The sequence below is a fragment of the Pseudaeromonas pectinilytica genome (genome assembly GCF_054780855.1).
Genome location: NZ_BAAGVN010000261.1, coordinates 1 through 3,723 on the forward strand (window position 1 = coordinate 1; position 3,723 = coordinate 3,723).

The window sequence follows — 3,723 nt, forward strand, 5'->3', positions numbered from 1 at the left end:
CTGTCGGGTATTAGCTGGTCAAGGATGGCGATCATACCTCAGAAGCCGCGCCACGCCTCGCTCATACGAGGGGATGGTTAAGGCACCAACCCTGCGAATATGTTTTGCCAGGAGTTCGGCTTTCTGACGGAATAAAATTGCAGATACAGAGCAACGGATATCCCGAGCGCCAGGAAGCTGGACAACACACTATCTTTTTGAAAAATTCCATAAGGCCTGTTAATCAGTGTGTTGTAACCAATCCAGTTACCGGGAGTGAGCAAAAAGTATTGCACCAGTCCCAAACTGGCTTCGATGGCCACCGCACCCAGCAGCAGATAGAGCAGCAACAGCCGCTGCTCCCGAGCCAGTCGGAGTTGGCTCAAGGCAAATAACAGCAGCAGACCGGCAGCAATCCCCAGCATCTTAGGAACACCGGCTTCGATAGGCAGTTCGGTGTGGGCAAATAGCGGGATTAACAGCAGCGCAAAACCACCCCAGAGACCAGCCTGCAAGCTGGAAACATAGAGTCGTTGCGAGCCCGCCACTTGCCAGAAGCCGATGCCAATCAACAGCGAGACAAAAGCCCAACCCACCATATTGAACGGCAGATAGAAGCTGGAACCGCCGGGGTTATGCATAAAAAAGTGCATGCCCAATAACCAATACAGTGTCGCGACGCCAAAAAACAGTGGCTGGCTTATGCTGCGTCCTTGCGTGTGAACATCCGTCATCAAGACTCCGAAGCTATCGTCAATGGGCGCTTACTTTACGGGTCGGCGCGAAAAAATAGAAACCCCGTCACCTGAGCATGCGGGTCGATCACTCAATCACTACCAAACAGGTCGCGGGTATAGAGTTTGTCACCGACATCGGCCAGCTCCGGCGCCATACGGTTCGAGACAATCACATCGCTGATGCGCTTGAACTCGGCCAGATCCCGAATCACTCGCGAATTGAAAAAATGGCTCTCCGTCAAAGCCGGTTCATACACCACCACTTCGATCCCCTTGGCCTTGATGCGCTTCATCACCCCCTGGATTGACGAGGCGCGGAAATTGTCCGAGCCACTCTTCATGATCAAGCGATACACCCCCACCACCTTAGGCTGGCGACGGATAATGGAGTCGGCAATAAAGTCTTTGCGCGTGGTGTTGGAATCGACAATCGCCCGGATCAGGGTATTGGGCACCTGATGGTAATTGGCCAGTAACTGCTTGGTATCCTTGGGCAGGCAGTAGCCGCCATAGCCAAACGAGGGGTTGTTATAGTGACTACCGATGCGCGGATCCAGCCCCACGCCCTCGATGATCTGCCGCGGATCCAGACCATGGGTTTCGGCATAGCTATCCAGTTCGTTGAAATAGGCCACCCGCATCGCCAGATAGGTATTGGCAAACAGTTTGATGGCTTCCGCCTCGGTACTGCCGGTAAATAGCAGCGGAATATCCTGTTTGATTGCCCCTTCCGCCAGCAGATGGGCAAACTGCCGGGCGCGTTCCGAACGCTCACCCACCACAATTCGCGACGGGTGCAGGTTGTCATATAAGGCGCGGCCTTCGCGCAAAAACTCTGGCGAAAACATAATATTGGGGCAAGAAAACTGCTCGCGCATCCGGCGGGTGAAACCCACAGGGACCGTGGATTTAATCACCATCACAGCGGCTGGATTGATGGCCAAGACATCGGCGATTACCGCCTCCACCGAAGCGGTATTAAAGTAGTTGGTCAGCGGATCATAATCGGTGGGGGTGGCAATGATGACAAAATCCGCCCCTTGATAAGCCAGGGTTTTATCCGTCGTGGCTTGCAGTTGCAATGGCTGCTCACGCAAATAACGCTCAATCTCCGCATCGGCAATCGGCGACTGGCGGTTATTGATCAGCGCCACTTTCTCCGGGATCAGATCCAGCGCCACCACCTGATGATGCTGGGCCAACAAAATGGCATTTGATAACCCCACGTAGCCGGTACCGGCGATGGCTATTTTCACCCCATGCTCCTTTCTTTTTATAGGTCGAGGTTTTGACTCCGCACCTTGGAACTGGCATCCAGCACAGGAGTCATTCGAACGGCCCTCAGTGTAACGGCAACTCGCCCGTGAAAGAAGAAGAACACCATCCCCGGCCATATAGCTGGCGGCGTGAAAGTCAAAACTAGAGGCAATAACTACCGCTCATCGCAGGCACAGCTGACGGCGATCCCGGCACCGAGTTGTCGGAGCTGGGCCGCCAATGCCCGCTGGGCCTCGGGCTCGCCATGCACCAGCCGGATAGACTGGGGCCGTGATGCCATGCCTCGGACAAAAGCCAGTAACTCCTGCTGATCGGCATGGGCAGAATAACCACTCAGGCTATGGATCTGCGCCTGCACCGCGACCTCGACACCCTCCAGCCACAGCGATGAACAGCCCGATTGCAGCAATCGCCCCGGCGTGCCGCGCGCCTGAAATCCAGCCAGCAACACATCGGTCCGCGCATCGGGTAACAGTGCCTTGAGATAGTTGACGATACGCCCACCCTGACACATGCCGCCACCTGCCACTATGATGGCAGGCTCCCCGCTCTGCTGCAGCCGATGCACCAGAGTTTCATGGGCCCCATGATCGGCGATGGTCACGCATTGGGAGAAATCCAGCGGATGTCGGCCTGCCTGCAACCGCGCCTGAGCCTCCTTGCGCCACACGCGCCGGAAGCGACGATACAAGCGTGTCACATCTGCCCCCAGCGGCGAATCGATCACCACCGGCAGATCCCGCCAGCACCACTGTTCTTCGCGGCTGCGCACCTCGCTCAGGATCTGCTCCAAATCGCAGAGTAGTTCCTGAGTCCGGCCAATACTGAAAGCAGGTATCAAGATGGCACCACCGTCCCGCAGCGAGCGTTCGACTATGGCTTTGAGCTGCCGATGACGGGGTTCTCCTTGGGCATGCAGACGGTCGCCATAGGTGCTCTCCAGCACCAGTAGATCGGCGCGCTCCGGCGATTGCGGGGCTGCCAATAGAGCCGAACGCCCCGAGCCCAGATCACCGGAAAACACCACCACCTGGTCATCTGGCAGCCGCAACTCCAGATACGCCGAGCCCAGAATATGCCCGGCCGGTTGCAGACGCATATAGAGTGCCGAGGAGTCGCGCAGTGGCAGTCGTTGCCATTGGGCGAAGGGCAGCGGGCGCAGCAGATGCGCTAACCTCTGCAGCAGAGGATCGATAGCTGCGTTTTTCAAAATAGTAGCGTGCTGCCAGCCCGACGAATGTCGCAGCGCATCCGCCAGCATCACCGGAGCCAACAAGGCGGTCGCCTCGGAGCAATAGATGGGAGCCGACAATCCGGCGCTGAGCAGCTCCGGCAGACGGCCGATATGATCGATATGGGCATGGGTCAGCAGCACAGCGCGCACCCGCGCCAGCGCAATAGCCGACGATGTAGCGCCATCCTCGCCCTGAAACTGGCCACAATCGATCAGCAGACTATCTTGCACCCCACCGGCAGGCCCCAGCCGTAGTTCATGACAGGAGCCGGTGACGCCCGAGGCCGCACCATGGTGAATCAATTGGTAAGACATAAGGACTCTAATGAGAAAACCGAGTCCCATGCTGCCGATATTCAACCCGCATCACGACTGCCAGAGCCGACAGTAGAACATCGCGAGCTTCGCTTGCTCGTAAGCGCCGCTAAATCGACCTACTTGCCTTCGTTGTATTGCGCCACTTTTTTTGCAATGGGCTCCAGCGGGACGTTCCAG

3 protein-coding genes are annotated in these 3,723 nt (G+C 57.1%); all 3 read right to left on the reverse strand.

What is annotated here, in order from left to right:
- Positions 1-77: 77 nt before the first annotated feature.
- Positions 78-713, reverse strand: a complete 636-nt coding sequence (locus ACYVG7_RS10895) for a hypothetical protein (protein WP_460883134.1) — start codon at positions 711-713, stop codon at positions 78-80.
- 92 nt (positions 714-805) lie between these two features.
- Positions 806-1,972, reverse strand: coding sequence for a nucleotide sugar dehydrogenase (locus ACYVG7_RS10900; protein WP_460883135.1), 1,167 nt, complete (start codon positions 1,970-1,972; stop codon positions 806-808).
- 176 nt (positions 1,973-2,148) lie between these two features.
- Positions 2,149-3,543, reverse strand: a complete 1,395-nt coding sequence (locus ACYVG7_RS10905) for an MBL fold metallo-hydrolase RNA specificity domain-containing protein (protein WP_460883136.1) — start codon at positions 3,541-3,543, stop codon at positions 2,149-2,151.
- Positions 3,544-3,723: the final 180 nt, after the last annotated feature.